This is a genomic window from Candidatus Berkiella aquae (genome assembly GCF_001431295.2).
GTDB classification, from domain to species: domain Bacteria; phylum Pseudomonadota; class Gammaproteobacteria; order Berkiellales; family Berkiellaceae; genus Berkiella; species Berkiella aquae.
The window spans coordinates 1,067,511-1,086,657 of sequence record NZ_LKAJ02000001.1 but is presented as its reverse complement, the minus strand read 5'-3'; the positions used below and the strand labels follow the sequence as shown (position 1 = coordinate 1,086,657).

Genomic DNA, 19,147 nt, shown 5'->3' with positions numbered 1-19,147 from the left:
ACACACTATAGGTGTGCCACGCAACATCTGTCAAGGAAAGTCTACACACTAACATTTTCCAAATGGTAATAGTTACATTTCAAACAAATTGAAAAACAAAGCGGCTATTTTGCCAAGAGCGCTAAGGATTAGCTAGAAATATTTGAGGGAAAATTGAGAGTCAGCCGATAAGCCGGGTTCTGTCGTGGACAACCATTCCTCTGGGATATGCGTCACCGCATACCTCAAGCAACCTACCCGGATCCAGTGCGGGTCGCACCCATGGATCCCTATTTGGTCTTGCTCCGAGTGGGGTTTGCCGTGCCGTACGATGTTACCACCGACGCGGTGCGCTCTTACCGCACCCTTTCACCCTTACCGAACATAAAAATATGTCAGGCGGTTTACTTTCTGTTGCACTTTCCGTGGGCTTTCACCCCCCAGGCGTTACCTGGCACTTTACCCTATGGAGCCCGGACTTTCCTCCAGACCGGCAAGCCGATCCAGCGATTGTCTAGCCAACTCTCAAGCCAGCAAGGATAGGGACTCTCCTTTAAATTAGCAAGCTAATTTTTTATCGCCCCTAATACTCATATGTCATCATGATAAATCAGCGGGAAATTGTCGGGAAGATTGATGTGATCGATTAAATTGCTTTTAATGGCGTGCGTGATGCAATGATGATGGTCGTTTGTGATCTCATGAACGATTTCTATCTTATCCTGCGGCTTCTGCCTCAAGAACCCTATTTTAGATAATGAAATCGATAAATCATTATTTTGCGAATAGGTATTGATCAATTGTTCTTGAAGTTGTCGCATGGTATTCGTGGCTTCAACACACAGAATATCAGGATTATCTTCATCAATAGCCATCATCAGCAGATTATTATTGACGTTTGGATCGGTTATAACCCCCATTTTTGATATATTTTCATGAGGCAATAAAATGGGTGCCAATACTTTCATTATTTTTGGTACATGCCTAAAATCGATGCTACTTTGAAAATTTGAAAAAATACCAAATTTTTCACTGACTGGTAATATGAGTGGTACACACTGCATTGCTGCAAAAAGATCTTTATTCGAACCATGACAAAACAGTGACAACTCTTTTTGAATATATTCGTAGAGTTTTACATCAAAGCGATGTTCCAGCATTTGACGAATATCGGTATCGAAATTAATGGAGTTTATATTATTTTGTTGACAAAAGAAGGTTAGTTCGCGATTCGCTTTGTTAGATAAACAAACTGAACTATAAATGAATGTAAAATCAGCTGCCTCATGTAATTGTCGTATTCCAACTAAACGATATTGATTTTCAATATCTAAAAAAATATGAGATTCTTGGCTAAACCATACTCTTAGATATTTCTGTGTGTTTATATGCCACATATTTTCTCATTAAATGATTTATTTATGTGTCATCATATTGAATTTAATCTTTTTTTGTCACCTATTTTCCCCTAACGAAGGATAAATGGGTGACATAAGCAGATACCTTGCACGGCTATTTTTTTCCCTGGATCTCAAGTGCTAACTCATAAAGAGCATTTTTTGGATGCCCTGTGAGCTTTACAGCCAATTGTACCGCTTGTTTCATCGGAAGTTCCGCCATAAGAATTTGTAAGATTCGGATCTGCTCAGCAACTTCCGATAAAGATTCGGGTTTTTCTGCGGGGGGCGCAATCATTAGAACAAACTCCCCTTTTAACGGGATCTCACCTTGCCGTACGCGCGCTAAAATATTTTCTAATGAGCTTGAATAGATCGTTTCAAATTTTTTGGTGATTTCTTTTGCAAGGCAAGCAGAGCGCTCTCTGCCAATCTCATCACAGCATTCTTCTAGTAGTTCTAACACACGATGAGGCGCTTCATAAAAAATCACGGTGGCAGGAAAATCTTTTAATTGTGCTAAACGCTTGCGACGCCCAGATTTTGCAGGTAAAAAGCCTTCAAATAAAAATTTTGCACTGGCTAACCCGGAGGCACTTAGGGCAGCAATGGCAGCACATGCCCCAGGAATCGGTACCACCTGAATACCCGCTTCATGCGCCTTTTGCACTAAATGATAGCCTGGATCGCTGATTAACGGTGTGCCTGCATCACTAATTAAGGCGCCATCCTCACCGGACATTAGTTTCTCAATTAAGGCTAAAGAACGCTCTCGTTCATTATGTTCGTGATAGGATACTAATGGCGTTGCAATCCCTAAATGTTGTAATAAGCCTAAACTATGACGGGTATCCTCCGCAGCAATCCAAGTCACTTGACTTAATACATCTTGTGCTCTTTGACTTAAATCAGTAAGGTTGCCAATTGGGGTAGCAACGACGTAAAGTTTACCCATCTTTTGCATCAGGAATGTCCTTAGGGGAAATGTTAAATACTATGAGAAAAACAAATCATCTTCAGCGCGCATTGCTGGTATTAATTATAAGTTTTCTAACTTGTTTCAATGCCTATGGATTTGGCTTCTTCAATAAGCATACTGATAAAGAAGACGTTGTTGAACAACGAGAAACCAACCGCAGAGAATACGCACCCCGTGAGCGTTTATCACATGAAATACGCCAAATTGCTATTTTGCTGCCCTTAACTGGCCAACATGCAGAAGCGGGAGTTGCAATTCGTGAAGGTTTCCTCGCAGGTTACTATGCCAATCCAATGCAACATAAACCAAATATTCGGGTTTATGATACCACTCGTGGCGATGTTCAACGAGTTTATGAAACAGCGATTCAAGAAGGTGCTGATTTCATCGTGGGCCCACTCTCTAAAGAAGATGTGTTACGAATAGGCCGCATGGGAAGACAACTACAAGTCCCTGTGCTCGCTTTAAATAACCATCCTGAGTTATATCAAGCACCCGCTAATTTTGTGATGTATACACTTGCCCCAGAAACCGAAGCAGAACAAATTGCTGAACGTGCTTGGGAAAAAGGGTATCGCAGCGCTAGCATTGTGGTACCCGATAATGCTTGGGGAAAACGTACGGCAGGTGCATTTAATGCCCGTTGGCAACAACTTGGCGGAAAGATTATTCGTAGTGTCTTTGCCAATCCTAGTCAAGATCAGGCAGCAGCCGTAAGACGATTATTAGGAATTGATGAGAGCCAAAAACGCGCCAATGACATCAAGAATTTGCTCAAGGAAAAAGTAGAATTCAAAGCACGTCGCCAAGATGTGGATGTGATTGTGATGGCAGCTCCCCCTGCGCAAGCGCGCCAATTAAAACCTTTATTTGATTTTTACTATGCAGAAGATGTGCCTGTGTTAGCCACTTCCAGCATCTATAGTGGTAGCCAAAATCCAAGAAGCGATCGCGATGTTAATGGTGTGGTGTTCTGTGATATGCCTTGGTTATTAGACGCTAATAAAGGCGCAAGCTTGCGTCAATTATTAAACCGTGATGGCGAAGAACACTCTGATCAATACGGTCGTCTTTTTGCAATGGGTTACGATGCTTATAACCTCACCAATCAAATTCGTGTTTTACAAGGCCGAGGCAACTATGCAGGCGCAACCGGCAATTTACATCTTGGTAATAATAACCAAATAGTCCGCAATCTTTCTTGGGCTAAAATGGTTGATGGCATTGCAACACAGATTAATTAGTTTCTTCTCCCTCATCTGATCTTTGGCCACCTTCTCCCGTAAAACGGGAGAAGGGATGCGGTGCCCCAGAGTAAGTTCAGTTAAAATCCAAACTATTTCTCAGGCTAGGCGTCAAGTTCACGAACAGTAGGCGTGTAACCTATTAAATATTCGAGCTAGTTTAGCTTTAGACGAGGCGCCAAACCTTCGAGTAACAGGAATGTACATAAGGTACATGACTGTTACGAGATAGGCGTAAGCTAACTTTAAAATTCTTTAATCATTTGTTCTCAGGCTAGGCGTCAAGTTCACGAACAGCAGGAGTGTGCATTTAGCACATGACTGCTGAGAGTGAATGAAGACAACAACGCCTGAGGACAAATGGGAAAGAATTTTTTGTTGCACTACCATTCGTGCTATTCATCTGATAAATTCGCCCCTCAGTCGATAAACGCTACCCTTTTTTACAAATATTCTTATGATGGGATCCATGCATTATCGATTGCCATTATCAGCTTAGGTTTTATTAATGTCATATAAAGTAACAACGAGTTCAAATTTTACGGGATTAACCATCGCCGAAGATCGCTTTGCTGCTTTTGAAACTATTCGTGACGCTAATGATCCTTTAATGCGAGATCGTCGTGCACCCGGTAAGCCGCTTTGCGACAGCGATTATTTTGCCGCTCTTCCTGCTGAAAACCATCAATTGCTCCATCAAAAACGTTTACATGCAATTATCGAACAAACAAAGCGTTTAGAAGCACAAGAGCAGATAGCCGCAGAACAACATCGTAAACAAGCTGCAAAATTAAGTTTCTAATCGTCCCTATCCCTATTTTCCTGCATTTGCACCTTTTATTACCGATATTTTTTTGGACACTTTTCTAACTCAGGTGTTAGACTATTAACTTAGGCTAACCGATGCGGAGGGGAAATGAGCCGAATTAGCTCATGGGTAGGAAATGTAACCTTCTGGTTTCAAACCAAAAGAAATCAGCAAAAGGACATGAGCAAGCAAAACAATAGCGATGATCAGCCTACAACCGATCCCTTAACTCGCAGTATTCTCGAAATTATGAATAAACCGAAAGATCCTCAACCGAAAGCCCCTCCTCCCAGCAAGCCTAAACCCTGAAAGAAGTTCCACTAATCTAATTTAACTGTAAATGAAATGCCATAACCGCGAGATTTTGCAACATCCGGTGATCGAGGTTGTAACTCTGGCTGTAATGATAGGACTTCCCAATCCGCTTGTTCGAGAGGTCCAGCTTTAAAGCTGTTTAAACCAACTCGAAAATCCTGCGAAAATTCATAGGCGACAAATCCACGTAACCGCTCTTTGTACGCTTGTAATGAAAGAATCGCTGGATCTTTAAACGGTTGCTCAATGAAGGGTTCTGCATATAAATATTGAAAGATCGGATGGCTTAACTTGGCTGCCTCTGAAGTATGCCAATGTGCAAAAGGCATGCTTTTGAAATCAAGTATTCTTTCGCGTAAAGATTGATGTTTAGCGAAACAAGATAAAGGCGCCGTGACAAAACATCCTGTTAAAATCACGGCCGTCATCGGCCAACTTCTCACAATAGCCATGTTCGGTCCTTGAACTAGAGCTTTGTAAACTAATTAACTTATAAGATAGAATTGGCTGTCTGTAAAGGAAGTTTAGTGCAGTATTCTGGTTTGTCAGCTTAGGTGAGCTTCAGAAGCAATTCAACTAAACCTTCAGGATCAGAATAAAAAGGAGAATGATCGCAAGCTAACGTAAAGGCATTGCAGGGAGAATGCTTCAGCATTCTTTGCTGAGAAGATAAGAGAACGGCTTTATCTTCCTCGCACAAAATATAAACCCGTGGCACTTGACCATAACGTTCACGGGTAATACATACAGGCGTGACATAAGGCAGATAAGGCTCAACACAAAATCTTCCTTCAAGACGTGAAAAAACGCCCTCTGGACAGGTGTTGTAAGCAAAATGTTCCATCATTTCTAGAGGAAAATAAATCGCGTTCTCTTGCGGCACACTACGAATATTGGCCGTGATTTTATTCAATTTTTGCAAGCGGGCCAGCGACAATAAAGATTCACCATTTTGTGGCATAAAACCTGCGATATAAACTGAAGCCCTTATTTTTTCCGGAAAATATTCAGCTACCTGTGAGATCACCATACCTGCCATACTGTGGCCAACTAAAATAGCGGGTTCATCTAATGTTTTTAAGCGGTTCGCAATACAATCTACATAGCTCCGTAAAGTAATACCCTCTAACGGTGTCTTATCTTCTCCGTGTCCTGGTAAATCAGGCGCTAATACCTGGTGCCCAGCAAGTTCCAATAATGGCTTCACCTTCTCCCAGCACCAGGCGCCATGCCATGAGCCGTGTATCAAAAGGAAGATCACGATAAAACCTTTTGTAATTGTTCGGCGATAGTATTAGCAGCTAATGCTGCGCCTTTCGCCGTGTAATGATAAGAATCGTAAAGGTAATCGGTTTCTTTGGGGATTGCTGTGGCTAAATCAATCACCTTCACTTGTTCTTGTTTGCCCACCTCGCGAATGATCTCATTAAAACGATGATAAAGTGCATCATTTTCCACTCGGTTTGCTTGAGTCATTAATATGGGTTGAATATCTCGAATTCGGCAAATCGCAATAAACGTTCGTAAATTTCTACTAAACTCTGCCATTAAATCAGATTCAGTGGCTTCATGGTGATTTTCTGGAAATTCATAACGCGTTAATAATGTCTTTTTACTTTGTACATGACTTTTTAATGAATTCTCATACCAATAAGTGCCTTGAGATCGCAAAATAACCAAGTCGTTAATGTTGTGCATAAAAACCACTATTTGTGGTTTCATCGGTAACACTTTATTCATCAAAATATTGAGAGAATGCATCGACTCATTCGCCGAAACTCCACCGTTATAAGTGTTTACTTTTTTCGCTAACGATTTTTCTAATTGGCGTCCCACTAAATAAGGGAAACGTTCCTGTTCTTGCATATATAAACATTCGGTGGTTGAGCCACCCAAAAAGACAATTTTAATATCTGGATTGGTGTGGATCTCTGAAGGACCAATAAAACCATGTCGATCGGTTGATATTTTATAATACTTACGTTCTACCGTATTGGGCGCAATATGACTGATATAATTGCGACTGGGTCGTTCATAACGAGCCGTCTCTGGCGAATGTTCACGCAGTTTAATAAAACGACCTACATTATTTTCAACGACTCTACCAACAAAATATTGATGTAAAATAGTTTTCAAATTTTTGCTTTCAAACTCAGTATATTGATTATTGAAAAGCTTTAAGCTACTCAAGCCATATAGCAACATTGATAGCAAAAACAAAGCTATCATCAATGTTTTTTTCGGATGTTTTTCAAAAACAGATACGGTATTCTCTGACATATGAATTTTAGCGCTACTCAAATAACGGGCAATCAGGCCGAAGAGCTTGCCAAAGATTACTTACAGAGGCAAGGCTTGCGGTTAATTAAACGCCAATATCGCACCCCGCTTGGTGAAATCGATCTCATTATGCAAGACCAACACACCCTGGTTTTTGTTGAGGTGCGTTTTCGTGAAACAGACGAGTTTGGTACGCCTGAAGAAACCATTACCCCCGCCAAACAACGCCGTCTCATTCGCACAGCCTTACTTTATCAACAAACTCACCCCTTCACAGATGATTTACTGGCACGTTTTGATGTGATTGCGATACTAGGTAACCAACCAAATCTCAAAATCACCTGGATCCCGGATGCGTTTGGAGTACAATGATTTTGTCTATTACTGTCAGAAAGCTACTTAATTAGCTATAAAACTCATTATGATTAAAGAAGAACGAATTCGAAAACTTTTTCACGATAGCATCGATACAAAATTAGCAGCCTTAGATGTCATGCCGCCGGTTATTTTACAAGCCGCAGAATGCATGGTTGAAGCACTGAAAAATAACCGTAAGATACTTTCATGCGGCAACGGTGGCTCAGCTGCTGACGCACAACACTTTTCATCTGAATTACTTAATCGCTTTGAAAAGGAACGAATGAGTCTGCCAGCGTTTGCACTCACTACTGATGCATCTACTGTCACCTCTATTGCCAATGATTATAGCTATGATGAAATCTTTTCCAGACAGATCAAAGGGCTGGGACAAGAAGGTGATATTTTATTAGCTATCAGTACCAGTGGTCGTTCTGCCAATATTATCAATGCGATTTACGCAGCGCATAGTAAAGGCATGAAAGTCATTGCTTTCACTGGCAAAGAAGGAGGCGATGTCGCTCGTATTTTAAAAGCTGACGATATCGAATTAAGAGTACCAGGCCAATCAACAGCCAGGATCCAAGAAGTACATTTGCTATTGATTCATTGTCTTTGTGATTATATCGATCAAGAGTTTGGACCCTTATCATGCATAAAATAAAACTACTCTGTATCCCAATCGTGTTGGGTTTACTTCAAGGTTGTGCAGCCGTGGTTGCAGGAGGCGCCGCTTCCAGCGTCATGATGGCCCAAGATAGACGCACACCAGGTACTATCGTTGAAGATAAAAGTATTCAACTTAAATGCACGCGCGCCATCCATGATGTCACGGAAGAAGATCCCAATGTGCATGTTGCTGCTGTGAGCTATAACAATCGCGTGTTATTGGTTGGGCAAGTGCCTACCCGGAAAATGCGTAGTGACATAGAAGACGCAGTGAAACGTGTTGCTAAAGTGAAACAATTACATAACGAAATTCAGCTCAATTCGCCAACACCTTTATTAACTCGTTCCAAAGATAGCTGGATCACGACTAAGATCAAAGGTGAAATGGCTGTCACGCAAGATTTTAACCCAACCCGCGTTAAGGTCGTTACTGAAGATGGTATCGTCTATTTACTAGGGCTTATCAAAAAAGAAGAAGAATTTGTTGCGGTTGATATCGCAAGACATGTCAAAGGGGTTAAAAAAGTTGTTAAAATATTTGAATATGAAAAGGCTTAGATGGAACTGACTGCGCAATTTCAACAGCAATTAAATGCCCTTTTTGCTGCTAATCAATTTTACACGCAGCCCAGCGACTGCTGGGTTTATGGATATGACAATAGCCGCAAGCATGCTCTTCCTAATGCGGTTGTTTTTGCGCACAGCCAAGAAGACATTATTAATATCGTTAAACTCTGCTATGAACATGGTGTGCCGCTGACCGCAAGGGGTCGAGCCAGTGGCACCACGGGTGCGGCAATCCCACTAAAAGGCGGTGTTGTGCTCTCTTTAGAACGCATGCAAACGATTTTGCAAGCGGATGCCACTAACCGCTCCATGATAGTTGAGCCGGGTGTTTTAAATGCCACGGTGCAAGCCAAAGCCAAAGAGATTGGTTTTTTTTGGCCCCCTGATCCCACCAGCTCACCCTATTGCTCTATCGGGGGTAATTTAGCTTGTAATGCTTCCGGCCCACGTAGCCTTAAATACGGCTCTACTCGTGATAATGTGCTTGGATTAACGGCGATTACGGGTACAGGAGAGGTGATTGAATGTGGTGTTCATACCACCAAAGGCGTTGTAGGCTATGATTTTACGCGGCTCTTAATCGGCCAAGAAGGAACACTGGCCATTATTTCTCAAGCCATTTTAAAATTAACCCCTCTACCTGAAGCCAAACGGACACTTCGCGCTTTTTATCGCGATAATGTCAGTGCTGCACAAGCCGTTGCGCAAATCATGTCGCAATCAATTACGCCTTGTGGCTGTGAATTTATTGATGGTAATGCCATTCAGATGATCCGCAAACATGCCAACGCGGATTTGCCTGAATCCGCTGGCAGTATGCTAATGATTGAAGTCGATGGTTCAAGTGGCGCCATGGCGCACGATGTCGAATTAATGAAAAAGGCGGCAGCCCATCCCGGTCTCATTGATTTAGCCATTGCGCATAATAACGAAGAAGCGGAAAAATTATGGGCTATTCGCAAATCGCTCTCGCAAGCACTACGTAGTTTATCCCCGCATAAAATCAACGAAGATGTGGTAGTTCCTGTGTCACAAATCCCAACTTTACTTGCTTACACCGAGGAACTTGCCGCTACTTTTGATATCACAATTGTTAATTTCGGTCATGCCGGTAATGGTAATTTGCATGTCAATTTATTGGTTGATCCACATGATCCTGTGCAAGGTCCTAAAGCCAAAGCATGCCTTAATTTATTATTTGATAAAGTGGTTGCATTACAAGGCAGCTTATCGGGTGAGCATGGCGTGGGCGTTGAAAAGCGTGATTATGTGAATAAAGAGCTTTCACCTGCAAGTATTGCTTTAATGAAAAAAATTAAAGCCCAATTTGACCCTAAAATGATTCTAAACCCTGATAAACTATTTCCGCTGACTTAATTCATTTAAACTTCGCATCTTGCAGTGTCATAGGTATAATAGCAGCATTATTTTTAATGTATTAGCTAACTTAGGTGTGCCATGGCTCTTGAACAAGCATTTTCCCAAATGACATTGAAAACAGATGATAGCTTGGAAGAAACCATTGAACTTATCACACCCTCAATCAGTAAACCACTCGCTTTCTATTTCGGTCGTTCAATAGGCGCCGCCAATAAACAATGGGGACAGCTTTCTTTTAAGATCCCCCCCAATATGTCCATGGCCTTTACCTCCTTATTTCAAACGTTTGGACTCTATGTAAGTGGTACACTTCCCAAAGAGCTTTTGCCCGCCAAAAGAGAACATTTGTGTCATTTACTTGTTCACATTATCGCACGTTTAGAAGATGACGAAACTTTATTCTCTACCATCTTAAACGATCCAGCACAGCAGCAATGCTTTGGTGATTTGTGTTTATTACATACTATTTTTACTTATGAGAGCATCGCCGCTCTTTATAGTCATGCGCCTCTTGCCTCGAATTTAACGGTTAAAGAAAGAAGCGCATTGATTAAAGCATTAGATATTACCCGAGCGGGATTTAAACGTGCGGATCGCTATCAATTGCCACTCTCTGATGAAGCTTTAAATATTGAACTCACCGCCTTCAAACAAAAATTGCTTAATCAATTTTACAGATTAGAAAGTTGCTACCATCCTAATGCTTTTGATTTCAAAGAAATGCAATTTCATATTGAACGTAAAAATAACTTATCACGCCAACGACAAGGCAAGTTCCATGCTGAATTAATTTTTAATCAGCAAACCCATACACAACGTAAAATTGATCAGACGGTTTTACAAAGTTTGCTAAAAAAAATACAGTCTATTCATAACGCACTGCAACCCCGAACACAATTTATTGTAGATATCTTAGGGCAAGGTCATGCCATGGTGCTGGATGTCAGTAAAAATGTAGAGACCCAATGCCTTGAAATAATCTGTGCAGAGCCTGCTTGCTTAGCTTACCAAGCACAATTTTTAGAAAATCTCTTGCTTGAATTAAACAAAGCACAAATATCAACAGCAGTGATTGCCATTCAAACCAACTTACTGAAAGATTATAATAGTTGTTACACCTTTTCACTTGCCTTAAGTGGTGAAATCAGCAAATTAACCTTTGCAGAGCTTGCAAAAAAGGACCCCGTTGCTCAACCTTGTTTCTTACGAAATCGAGATCAAGTTGTTTTGCCGCCTATTGAAGGCGTTACTTGGCGAGACGTCACCGCCCTTGGTGAGAAAGCCGTGATGATGGGACAGTCGTTTACTGAAATGAAGGGTAATTTGCTTAAGCTGAATTCCGGTCAAACCAAAAAAGTTGACACGTTAATCGCTGACTTAAAAATGCTTTATGCGTTACCCCCAACAGCATTTGCATCGCCCGATAATCAAGAACAACAATATTCTTATATCCATGCGAGAAGACATTCCTTACGCCAAAGAGCCAGTGATGATCTTTATTCCGATCTCAATGTCGAAGCCGTATTGGCTAAAATGAAAACCACTTTACCTGGTCAAGCTTTACGTCGATTTGCCTCAGGCTTTGGCTCAAAACGTCAGATGGCATTTCTCATGGAAAAATATCCCGTTGTGTTAGATGAAATCAGTGAAACAACGGGACGCACTGCATTACATTTTGCGTATGCTAATCATAAATTAAGCAGAGCCCACCTGCTCGAGCAAGCGGGCGCCTCTTTAGCAATAGAAGACAAACAACAGCAAAAACCTCGCGATTTATTAAAATACTAAAACTCGAGTTTTTTCTTAACACCACACAGTCTTCGTTTATTACTATCTGAGTTCGAATCATTCTCACTTGGTGGGATTGGCATACCCGGGCCATTATCAACTTGTTGTGTAGCGATAATCGCATAAGGCACTAAAGACTCTCGACCAGGCTTTTTAATAAAAAGAGGGCTCTTCATTTTCTCTTGTTCAAAAATGCCTTGGCAGGATGAATAACCGCCATCTAAATTCAAAGCAACTTTTGCTCCCAGTAATTTCATTAATAATGCCATCTGATCCAACCTCATCCCATCTCGACGCGAAGGATCTTCTTCTCCTTTGACTGTGACCATCAATAATTCATTTTCATTGTTAAAACCAATTGCTGAACGTGGATTAACTTGGTCAGCATGATAGAACGTCCCCGGTGGCACAGAACCAGGATGCCCACCGAACCGGTCATAAATTGTCTTAAATTGAAAATCCGCTCGCTTCAAGTCTTCTCCAGTAAAGCGAAGTTCATTATCTTCAACTAATAATGGCCCTGAGCTTAAAAGATATTTTGCCTCTTCTAAATAGGATTTGAAGGATGATGGTTGATATTGCGTTAACGACGTAATATCAGCCGTTCCAGCATGAGTGATCCGAAATAAGCCATAGTACTGTTTTACGGCAAAAGGTGTTTGTGTTTGAAGGTGTAATCGCGTATCAATTTCAGGAAATTGCTCATAATGTTCAAATGAACCTGTCAGTGCTTGTGGATCATGGGTAAAAAAAGCATTGGTATTATCAAAATCTTTACGAATAATATCAGCATGTTTTCCCAAACTCACAGTATGAGTAAAACGATGCAAACCAACCGGATGATTTGTTCTTAATTCATAAAATCCGTTAATCGCATAAAATCCACCATTAATAAGAGCACCATAATTAGCACCTTCTTGTTTGAGGTAGCGCATCATTGCATCAGGCGTTCCTTGATTAGAAGCTAGTGCTAATATAACCTTAGTTAGATCTATACGAGTTACCATAATCTCATGTGGCTTTTCTCTATCAAGCGGTAAGGCTTCATCACCAAACCGCTCACTCAATTTTGCAGTGACAATGCGTGTTGTCTCAATTCCCTCGCCAACTCGAATGACTTTATTTTCTTGAAGACATTCTCGAGCCCGTAGATAAAATGAGTCAGCATCCTGTGATGAAGAAACATCATGCAATGAAGAAGCATTATGTGATAAGAGAACATCCTTTGATAAGGGAGGTTCATTTAATGAGGGAACTTCATTTAATGAAGGTGTATCGCTTGATGTTGTAGTACCACTGATCATTCATTTTCTCAATGCATTAAAAAAAAAAGCATAGTAACTAAACTATGCTTTTTAATCAATTTAACTTGAATTAAACCGTTTCCAGGATGGCAGCTACACCCATGCCCCCCGCTGTGCAAATAGAAATAAGTCCGCGCCCTTTGCCATGTTGATGAAGTATTTTGGCTAAAGTTGCCACAATTCTTGCACCGGTTGCCGCAAAGGGATGTCCTAATGCAATGCTACTTCCATTGACATTAATCTTATTTTGTTCGATGGGGCCTAAAGCTTTATCAAGCTTCAATATTTTCTTACAATATTCATCTGACTCCCATGCTTTTAGGGTACAAAGCACTTGTCCTGCAAAAGCTTCATGAATTTCATAAAAATCAAAATCCTGCAAGGTAAGTTGATTACGTTTTAATAACTGACTGACAGCGATAGTCGGTGCCATTAATAAGCCATCACCACCCACAAAATCAATCGCTGCGGCTTGGGCATCAACAAACCGTGCCAATAAAGGATGATTGTTTTGCTTAGCATCCTCTTCAGAGGTTAAGAAAACGGCGGCAGCGCCATCAGTCAATGGACTACTATTACCTGCTGTTAGCGTCCCTTTTCCTGTAAAATCAAAAGCGGGTTTCAACTTGGCTAATTTTTCTAGGGTTGTATCACTTCGTAGCAGCGTATCTCGCTTTAATCCTTGATATTCAAATATTAAATCCTCATAAAAACCTTTTTCATAGGCTGCAACCCCATTTTGGTGGCTACGCAAAGAAAGCGCATCTTGCGCCTCCCGTGAAATGTGCCATTCTTTAACCATCTTTTCACAATGCTCCCCCATCGAAAGATGGGTACGAGGTTCAACCACCGCAGGAAAATCAGGCTTTAAATCACTAGGGCGTAAGCGTCCAATAATTTTCAGTTTACTCAAAAAATCTTTTGCGGAGTGTAAAGCAAGTAATTTTTGAGCGAATTGATGATTGACCATCAGCGGCAAATCGCTATTGGTATCAACCCCACCCGCAATCGCATTATCAATCTGATAATTGGCAATTTTAAGACAAAGTTGCAAAGTGGTTTCAAGACTGGTTCCACAAGCACGCTGCAACGTATAGCCTGGTGTATAAGGAGAAAGTGTGGTGCCAAGAACACATTCTCTAGCAAGATTCCAATTCTTTGAGCTATTCATGACCGCACCAAGCCCAACATCTCCCACCATCACTCCATCCAGTTTCACTCTTTGAATGAGTGATTGTAATGTTTGCGTCATTAATGTTTGCGTCGTAATACCATGATAATGAGTCATGGATTTTACAAAGGGTGTACGGCTTCCCCCTGAAATATAAACAGGTCTTGTTTTCATGTTCGATAATCCTCCTGCCAAAAAGCATAGTCCGGCTTCCACTTTCTATATATGCATAAAAAATCAGCAAATATGATATTTAGAATTTGAGGTTATAAAGTGACTGTATTAAATTAAATATATTATTTAAAATGTAATTCATTTTCTATCTAGAAACCCAACAAATTACAGTGTGGAAGTCAATTTATGCAAGAGTTGTCACTCGATCTATGTCATTTTATTGGTGGTGGATTCCCTGAAACGATCGATTGTGATGGTAAAGTCCTGACAAAAGAAGATATCAGTTTTATAGCAACCGTTGGTATTATCATTGGGGGTTTCACGGGCTTAATTAAACTTTCTAGTTACCCCCTGCTGGGTGGTGCTCTAGGCGCCATGATAGGTGGTATGCTGTTCCCTATTTCTGCGCATTACATAGGAAAAGTCATGGTGGCGACTTATGAAAAGATTGGCATCATGTAGGGTTGCAAGTGCACCGGGTATATTTATGGAGTTCTGTCAATTTTAACACATATGCTACAGACGATTTAGAACTATCTTTAAAGTATGTCACATTTTCTAGAATACCCGGGCAAGGGAGACTATCATGGCCAGTACTTCTCACACTAAACAAAACCCTTTTTCAGCTTACGTATACGATTTTGATGAGCTGTTAAAAAAGCTGCAACAAGCCTCCAATGACTCTGAAGTCTCTCAATTGCTTCATGAAATCAATAAAGTATTAGCCGATTATTTTAAATCGATGATGGCCCTTTGCGAAGAACAACATCAACATTTATTTGAACTTGCTGAAGAAAATCGAGACAAATATAGCGAAAAAGCCAAAAAGGCTTTTGATCATGTTCAAACTGATCTCGCAAAATATATTAAGCAAGCTCGAGAATTAAACCAAGCTTATTGGGATAAGGCTAAAGAACCTCTCAAATTAAATCCACATGATTTTATGCAAACGACTTTCGTTGATTTTCAAAAAAATGTGACCGATCAAGTCAATGCCTGGCAAGAAATGAGCCAAACCCATAGTAAAGAGTGGATTGAAGAATTAGAAAATATTCAATCCAAAGCCAGTGACTTGTTTAATGTTGCAGAGAAAAATCACCAAGCACTTTTAGCGCAATATCACGAACTTGAAACTCGCTTAAAAGCCGTTTTAAACAAAAGAAACGCCAATAAATAATCCCCCTATTATTGTGAAGACACTTCAAGATGCAAAGCATTTTGAAGTGTCCCTTTAAATGAGAACCGTTAAGGCGTACGGCGAAATCCAACATCCTGCTCAGAATTTGATGAAGCAGAATACGATGAGCAAGCTTCTCCCCCTCCACTCGCATTCGAATAAGATAACACAAGCTTCGCCAAAGGAAATCGCAGCCGATAAGAACCCCAACTATGTAAAATATCGAATGGATCTTTAGGGTCTTCTTTGATAGTCGTGTGCGAAATAGTCTGTATACGCTTTTGTTGAACACTCATAATCATTGCTTCAATATGGCTCACAATTTCCAAACGTTTTTTCTGCAGTACCTCTTGCACAAAGAGGGGATCATCTAATCTTTTAAATAATGCTGCTTTTTCTGTGCCTTCACGGATAGCAGGGCAAAATTCATGAAAACTCACGGTCCGTATTCCATAACGTTGCGCATCGAAGATAACATCTGGCGTATCATCTAACACAAGGCAATGCTCAGGTAAGATTCCATGATGCTGGGCAATACTCAGAATATGAGGCCCTTTATCTTCTTTGTAGACAACAATAATCGGTGAAAAAGGACAGTCACCCATATAGCCACGCTGTTCAACTTTATTCAGGTTTTCGTAGTGATAACCATTTCCCTGTTTAATCAAACAATATTCTTGATTTTTTTCATCATGAGCGTAAATGCCTGAATGACCTGGTTCTAATAATTCTCTAAAGGCGATAACAGCATGCTCAACAATATCATCATAGTGTGTTTTATTGGTGACAATTCCGAAAACTAATTGAATGCCAGATGCTTTAGCGATTTCGACTTGCGTTTTATAGAAATGTAACCAATTCTTCGCTTTTTCTTTGGTAAAGAGGATTTTTTCTTCCAATGTTAATTCATGATCTAATATAAGCCCACATTGCAAAGCAATGGCATCATCACTTGCATTCAATTCACCCAACATCACAATGCCATCTTTTTCCGTATTGTAGTGTGTGTAGTCTAAATCGAGAATGATAAGTAATTTATTGGGGATGGGGCCACGAACTGCCATAGATAAGCCTCTTTTTAGAAATATGTTAGTTAAATATCATTTATTTTGGACTAACATTATTCGTTATTTCGAACATAAAGGCAATTCTCTGTTCAACGGAAACCTTGGGTAGCTCAATTAGAATATAATCGCAGTCTTGATAACCTTTTTTAATAGCTTCATAGGTATCAATCGCTTCCTGAAAATCTTGTTTTCGTTCTGAATCTTGCTGATAAATATCAATCCAAGGCGGCGCAATAAAAACGGTAGGGTTATAACGCAATTTTTGAGTGGCTTGCCAATAATGACTAGGGACTGGGTGCTTGATTAAATAAGAATAGCCAATGAGATCGGGGATCCCTCTATCAAAAAAAATGGGTTTATTCTGTTCATGGATTTTTTGATAATCTGCAATTGAAGCCATTAGCATACGTTCACGAAAAGCTAATCGATCGGCGGTATGTAATGCATTACCCCCCGTTGCAAGTTCTTCGAGTATGATCTGGCGCCCCACTTCTGCAACCGTTTGATAGCCACGTTGAGCGAATGCATCAATGAGTGTGCTTTTACCAGCCCCAGGTCCCCCGGTGATGATATAGCAATTATTTCTCAATTGTAAGTTGTATGACATGATTTGAAATATTGAGGAGAGATGATACCTGCCAATAATATTATTAGCAGGTATCTATCGTTAGAAGCCCTTAGGCCATTGCAACTGAAGCAGCTGCTTTCTTGCTAGGACGGCCTCTTTTTTTAGCAACGCCTGCTTTAACAGGAGCTTTTTTAGCAACTGCTTTTTTAGCTTTAGCAGGAGCTTTCTTTGCTTTAGCAACTTTTGCTTTAGCAGGTTTAGCAACTTTTGCTTTAGCCGCTTTTGGCTTAGCAGCTTTTGCTACTTTGGGTTTTGCTACTTTAGCTACTTTTGCTTTTGCTACTTTGGTTTTCGCTTTTTTAGCAACGGCTTTTTTAGCAACTTTTGCTTTAGGCGCAGCTTTAGCTTTTTTAGCCGCTGGTTTCTTAGTAGCCTTCACAACCTTAACTTTCTTTTTAGCAGTAGCCATCTTTTCTCCCTTTTATAAAGTTTAACAAGTCAAAACTTTTTGCATCCTATAATAAAAATAAAACAAAGTCCAAATCTATATGCATATAAATCGTTTAAGGTGCGTCGCTCGCTAAGGTCGACGGTGCTGGTTGGAATAAATTTTCAGCCAATGCGACTTTTAATTTCTTGCGTCGGATAAGGTAAATAGGAAGGCCACTAAAAACAAATAAGCTGCAAATTACCAGCGTTTTTAATGGCGTAGAAGCCATAATCCATAGGCAAAAAGCGAGTGAAAAGAAACCACAATACCATTGCCAATCTCGGACACTGCGTTTTTGTTGCCAAATCATTTTTAAAAACGACATACAACAAATCACGTACACAAAAAGGAAGGAAGTGACCGATAAGTCAATTATTGTGTTGACTTTCTGAGCAAGATTATCACTGTGGGTAAAGTAAATTAATGGCAATGTTCCAATGCAACTAAAGATAAGCGCAAAGACAGGCGCCCCATGCTTATTTGTTTTGGCAAAAAAGCGAGGCATGAGCCTATCTTTGGTAATCCCTAAAGCAATTTGTCCGCTAGCCAAGGTCCAAGCATTCACTGCAGAAATACAAACAAAGCATGCAATCAACGAAATCAAGACATGCCAATGGCCACCAAAAATGACCTTCGCCGCATCAGCATAAGGGGATTCTGAATTCGCCAGGATTGCCCCTGGGATCACACCCATAATGCCAATGCTACTAATAAAATAAACAACCGCAACCAATAACGTCCCTAACACCATTGCTTTGGGGAAAATGCGAGCCGGATCTTTCACATCCCCCGCGGTCGTGGTAGCGGATTCAAAACCAATGAACCCCCATAGGGTTAATAACATGACATTATTTAAAGCACTCCCCATTTCATCAGGGGCAATGTTAACTGGGGTAATATTACCTTTCTCAAAGAAGAAAAGCGCAATGACCGGCACCATGAGTAAAGGTATGATTTTAAAGGCAATCACTAAAAGGTTAGTCTTACCAGCCCGATAGACGCCTTTAAGATTGACCGCAGTGACGGCAATAATAATGAAGAACTCCAAGCACATCTCAAACGCCATCGATTGCTCCCCTATCAAGGGAGTTAAGTAAGCGACTGCTGAGGTAATGATAGCGGTGGTACTAATCCAAGAAATAATCCAGTAAGTCCATCCGGTGAAGAAGGCTGCTGAAGGCCCGAACGCTTCATGAACATAAGCGTGTGGCCCCCCTGTTCGAGGATAGCGAATACACAGCAAAGCAAACATGAGAGCGAGGATCATTGCACCGATGCTAGATAGTACCCACCCTTTTAAACCTAAAGTGCCATAAGGTGCTAAGTTGGCAGGCAATAAAAGTCCTGAACCAAATTGACTGACAGTAACCAATTGAAAAACGGACCAAAAACCAATTTTTCGGGACATTCAGCGTTCCTCAGGTAACAGTAGC

At 40.7% G+C, this 19,147-nt stretch carries 21 protein-coding genes and 1 other RNA gene; 10 read left to right on the top strand and 12 right to left on the bottom strand.

Annotated features, from left to right (window positions below):
* Positions 1 to 152: 152 nt before the first annotated feature.
* From rnpB to rsmI, 3 genes are all read right to left on the bottom strand, one after another.
* An RNA gene (gene rnpB / locus HT99x_RS05110) (RNase P RNA component class A) lies at positions 153 to 505 on the bottom strand.
* A 64-nt stretch (positions 506 to 569) separates the two neighbouring features.
* Positions 570 to 1,376, bottom strand: coding sequence for a glycosyltransferase family 88 protein (locus HT99x_RS05105; protein ID WP_075067317.1), 807 nt, complete (start codon positions 1,374 to 1,376; stop codon positions 570 to 572).
* Positions 1,377 to 1,491: 115 nt separating this feature from the next.
* Positions 1,492 to 2,340 (bottom strand): 16S rRNA (cytidine(1402)-2'-O)-methyltransferase, encoded by an 849-nt coding sequence (rsmI, locus tag HT99x_RS05100; protein WP_235528465.1) that lies wholly within the window; start codon positions 2,338 to 2,340, stop codon positions 1,492 to 1,494.
* Between the two features lie 32 nt (positions 2,341 to 2,372).
* Here rsmI and HT99x_RS05095 point away from each other — a divergent pair, with 32 nt between their 5' ends.
* The 3 genes from HT99x_RS05095 to HT99x_RS05085 all read left to right on the top strand — a co-directional run bounded on the left by HT99x_RS05095 (position 2,373) and on the right by HT99x_RS05085 (position 4,716).
* Entirely contained in the window at positions 2,373 to 3,599 is a 1,227-nt protein-coding gene (locus HT99x_RS05095) for a penicillin-binding protein activator (RefSeq protein WP_158003414.1), read from the top strand.
* Between the two features lie 508 nt (positions 3,600 to 4,107).
* Positions 4,108 to 4,401 (top strand): hypothetical protein, encoded by a 294-nt coding sequence (locus HT99x_RS05090; RefSeq protein WP_075067315.1) that lies wholly within the window; start codon positions 4,108 to 4,110, stop codon positions 4,399 to 4,401.
* A 114-nt stretch (positions 4,402 to 4,515) separates the two neighbouring features.
* Positions 4,516 to 4,716 carry a hypothetical protein gene (locus HT99x_RS05085; RefSeq protein WP_075067314.1) on the top strand — a complete coding sequence of 67 codons (201 nt, stop codon included), beginning with the start codon at positions 4,516 to 4,518 and terminating at the stop codon, positions 4,714 to 4,716.
* An 11-nt stretch (positions 4,717 to 4,727) separates the two neighbouring features.
* Here the strand turns inward: HT99x_RS05085 and HT99x_RS05080 are convergent, their stop codons facing one another.
* From HT99x_RS05080 to HT99x_RS05070, 3 genes are all read right to left on the bottom strand, one after another.
* Positions 4,728 to 5,174, bottom strand: coding sequence for a hypothetical protein (locus tag HT99x_RS05080; RefSeq protein WP_075067313.1), 447 nt, complete (start codon positions 5,172 to 5,174; stop codon positions 4,728 to 4,730).
* 98 nt (positions 5,175 to 5,272) lie between these two features.
* Entirely contained in the window at positions 5,273 to 5,983 is a 711-nt protein-coding gene (locus tag HT99x_RS05075) for an alpha/beta fold hydrolase (protein ID WP_158003413.1), read from the bottom strand.
* Positions 5,980 to 7,002 carry a GDSL-type esterase/lipase family protein gene (locus tag HT99x_RS05070; protein WP_075067311.1) on the bottom strand — a complete coding sequence of 341 codons (1,023 nt, stop codon included), beginning with the start codon at positions 7,000 to 7,002 and terminating at the stop codon, positions 5,980 to 5,982. The genes HT99x_RS05075 and HT99x_RS05070 overlap by 4 nt, the downstream gene beginning before the upstream one ends.
* On the opposite strand from HT99x_RS05070, the gene HT99x_RS05065 reads away from it, so the two are divergent.
* The 5 genes from HT99x_RS05065 (at position 7,003) to HT99x_RS05045 (ending at position 11,763) form a co-directional block, all read left to right on the top strand.
* Positions 7,003 to 7,374, top strand: a complete 372-nt coding sequence (locus tag HT99x_RS05065) for a YraN family protein (RefSeq protein ID WP_075067310.1) — start codon at positions 7,003 to 7,005, stop codon at positions 7,372 to 7,374.
* 49 nt (positions 7,375 to 7,423) lie between these two features.
* Positions 7,424 to 8,023, top strand: coding sequence for a phosphoheptose isomerase (locus tag HT99x_RS05060; RefSeq protein ID WP_075067309.1), 600 nt, complete (start codon positions 7,424 to 7,426; stop codon positions 8,021 to 8,023).
* Positions 8,011 to 8,586 carry a BON domain-containing protein gene (locus HT99x_RS05055; RefSeq protein WP_075067308.1) on the top strand — a complete coding sequence of 192 codons (576 nt, stop codon included), beginning with the start codon at positions 8,011 to 8,013 and terminating at the stop codon, positions 8,584 to 8,586. The genes HT99x_RS05060 and HT99x_RS05055 overlap by 13 nt, the downstream gene beginning before the upstream one ends.
* Positions 8,587 to 9,972: an FAD-linked oxidase C-terminal domain-containing protein gene (locus HT99x_RS05050; protein WP_075067307.1), complete on the top strand. Its 1,386-nt coding sequence runs from the start codon at positions 8,587 to 8,589 to the stop codon at positions 9,970 to 9,972.
* A gap of 81 nt (positions 9,973 to 10,053) precedes the next feature.
* Positions 10,054 to 11,763, top strand: a complete 1,710-nt coding sequence (locus HT99x_RS05045; RefSeq protein WP_075067306.1) for a hypothetical protein — start codon at positions 10,054 to 10,056, stop codon at positions 11,761 to 11,763.
* Here HT99x_RS05045 and HT99x_RS05040 read toward each other — a convergent pair.
* Both HT99x_RS05040 and HT99x_RS05035 read right to left on the bottom strand, forming a co-directional pair.
* Positions 11,760 to 13,067, bottom strand: a complete 1,308-nt coding sequence (locus HT99x_RS05040) for a phosphodiester glycosidase family protein (protein ID WP_075067305.1) — start codon at positions 13,065 to 13,067, stop codon at positions 11,760 to 11,762. The genes HT99x_RS05045 and HT99x_RS05040 overlap by 4 nt on opposite strands.
* A gap of 70 nt (positions 13,068 to 13,137) precedes the next feature.
* The gene (locus HT99x_RS05035) at positions 13,138 to 14,412 is read right to left on the bottom strand and encodes an acetyl-CoA C-acetyltransferase (protein WP_075067304.1); all 1,275 of its coding nucleotides are present in this window, start codon (positions 14,410 to 14,412) and stop codon (positions 13,138 to 13,140) included.
* 186 nt (positions 14,413 to 14,598) lie between these two features.
* Here HT99x_RS05035 and HT99x_RS05030 point away from each other — a divergent pair, with 186 nt between their 5' ends.
* Together HT99x_RS05030 and HT99x_RS05025 are read left to right on the top strand one after the other, a co-directional pair.
* Positions 14,599 to 14,874 carry a hypothetical protein gene (locus HT99x_RS05030; protein ID WP_075067303.1) on the top strand — a complete coding sequence of 92 codons (276 nt, stop codon included), beginning with the start codon at positions 14,599 to 14,601 and terminating at the stop codon, positions 14,872 to 14,874.
* A 124-nt stretch (positions 14,875 to 14,998) separates the two neighbouring features.
* Positions 14,999 to 15,589, top strand: a complete 591-nt coding sequence (locus HT99x_RS05025; RefSeq protein WP_075067302.1) for a hypothetical protein — start codon at positions 14,999 to 15,001, stop codon at positions 15,587 to 15,589.
* A gap of 68 nt (positions 15,590 to 15,657) precedes the next feature.
* Here HT99x_RS05025 and HT99x_RS05020 read toward each other — a convergent pair whose 3' ends face one another.
* From HT99x_RS05020 to HT99x_RS05005, 4 genes are all read right to left on the bottom strand, one after another.
* Complete coding sequence (locus HT99x_RS05020) at positions 15,658 to 16,653, bottom strand: hypothetical protein (RefSeq protein WP_075067301.1); 996 nt, start codon at positions 16,651 to 16,653, stop codon at positions 15,658 to 15,660.
* 40 nt (positions 16,654 to 16,693) lie between these two features.
* Positions 16,694 to 17,263 carry an AAA family ATPase gene (locus tag HT99x_RS05015; protein WP_075067300.1) on the bottom strand — a complete coding sequence of 190 codons (570 nt, stop codon included), beginning with the start codon at positions 17,261 to 17,263 and terminating at the stop codon, positions 16,694 to 16,696.
* 70 nt (positions 17,264 to 17,333) lie between these two features.
* A complete protein-coding gene (locus HT99x_RS05010) occupies positions 17,334 to 17,693 on the bottom strand; it encodes a hypothetical protein (RefSeq protein ID WP_075067299.1) in 360 nt (119 codons plus the stop codon).
* A 94-nt stretch (positions 17,694 to 17,787) separates the two neighbouring features.
* The gene (locus tag HT99x_RS05005; protein ID WP_075067298.1) at positions 17,788 to 19,122 is read right to left on the bottom strand and encodes an amino acid permease; all 1,335 of its coding nucleotides are present in this window, start codon (positions 19,120 to 19,122) and stop codon (positions 17,788 to 17,790) included.
* Positions 19,123 to 19,147: the final 25 nt, after the last annotated feature.